This window comes from Nocardia citri (genome assembly GCF_054065835.1).
Window position 1 is genome coordinate 1 of sequence record NZ_JBSUQM010000061.1, and the last position, 1,651, is coordinate 1,651.

Annotated in this window: 1 protein-coding gene; it reads left to right on the forward strand. The window is 66.1% G+C overall.

What is annotated here, in order from left to right:
• The first annotated feature begins 107 nt into the window (after nucleotides 1-107).
• The gene (locus ACW2Q0_RS31055; protein ID WP_457194484.1) at nucleotides 108-1,649 is read left to right on the forward strand and encodes an ISL3 family transposase; all 1,542 of its coding nucleotides are present in this window, start codon (nucleotides 108-110) and stop codon (nucleotides 1,647-1,649) included.
• Nucleotides 1,650-1,651: the final 2 nt, after the last annotated feature.

The following is a 1,651-nucleotide window of genomic DNA, read 5'->3' on the forward strand; positions in this document are numbered from 1 at the left end:
CTTGCTCTCCGGCGTGTTGGCGCTGCCGCGCTTGAGGTTGCGGGTAAAGGTGTCGCGGGTGCTCGGGTGATCTTGTTCGGAAGTTGTTGCCGCACTTGGACGATCTGGTGATCGAAGATGTTCGCGGTGAGGGGGATGTAGTGGTGGTCGAAGCCGCGGTCGCCGCGCCGACTGCTCGGTGTCCGGGATGTGAATCCGGTTCGGGGCGTGTGCATTCCCGATATCAGCGCAGCCTCGCAGATGCCGCGATCGCTGGTCGTGTGATGGTGTTGCGGTTGGCGGTGCGGCGATTCTCCTGCACGAATAGCGATTGTCCGGCAAGGACTTTCGCTGAGCAGGTCGATGGCCTGACGGTGAAGTGGGCCCGACGGACGAGCCGGTTGACGTCGATGCTGGCCACGATCGGGCTCGCGATGGCCGGACGTGCCGGTGCGCGGCTAGCGCACCGGTTGGGGCTGTCGGCCAGCCGGGACACGCTGATTCGGCTGGTCCGCGGGTTGCCGGACCCGCCCTCGGGCCCCATCTCCATCCTCGGCGTGGACGATTTCGCCGTCCGGCGTGGACACCGCTACGGCACCGTCATGGTCGACCTCGAGACACGGCGCCCGGTCGACCTCATCGACGGCCGCGACGGCGAGGCGCTGGCGGCGTGGCTTCGTGCCCGGCCGCTGCCGCAGGTCATCTGCCGCGACCGGGCCGGCGGTTATGCCGAGGGTGCTCGGCAGGGAGCCCCGGAAGCGTTGCAGGTCGCCGACCGGTTTCACCTGTGGCAGAACCTGGGACAAGCTGTCGAGAAGGACCTCTCGGTAATCCGGCGCGAGATCGCCGCGGCACTGGCGGCGCAAACGGCCGCTGGGCGATCCAGTGAAACACCTGCGGTCGTCAATCATGTTGAGCTCAAGGTTGTTCGACGCTTCCGCGAGCAGCATGCGGCAGTTCATCGGCTGCTGGACCAAGGGCTCAGTAAGTCCGCCATCGGTCGTGAGCTGGGCTTGCATCCCGCGACGGTACGCAAGTTCGCGGGCGCCGCGACGGTCGATCCGCTGATCGCCAAGAACCAGCAGCGCTCGAGCATCCTCGACGGTTATCGCGAACATCTGCACCGGCGCTGGAACGAGGGCATCCGCAACGGCGCCCAGCTCACCCGCGAGATCGCCGAAAAGGGCTATCCCGGCACCGAGCAGCAGGTCCAACGCTATCTACGCCGATACCGCACCAGAACAGGCCATATGCCAGTCCCCGCGCCACGACCGCCGTCGGTGCGCAAGATCACCCGGTGGGTCATGACCGATCCCGCCAATCTCGCCGCCGACGACACCACCAGCCTGCGCAAGCTCCGCAAACGCAGCAAAGACCTCAACCGGCTCGCCAACCACGTTCAAGACTTCGCGATCATGATGACCCGCCTGGAAGGCCACCGCCTCGATGCCTGGATCGAATCCGCGGAGAAGGACTCGTTGCCGGCCATCGCCTCGTTCGCCCGCAATCTGCGCCGCGACATCGATGCCGTCCGCAACGGCCTGACCCTGCCCCACAGCTCCGGCCCCGTAGAGGGCCAGGTCAACCGGATCAAAATGCTGAAACGGCAGATGTTCGGCCGAGCCAACCTCGACCTACTCCGCAAACGCACACTGCTGCAGGGGAACTGATC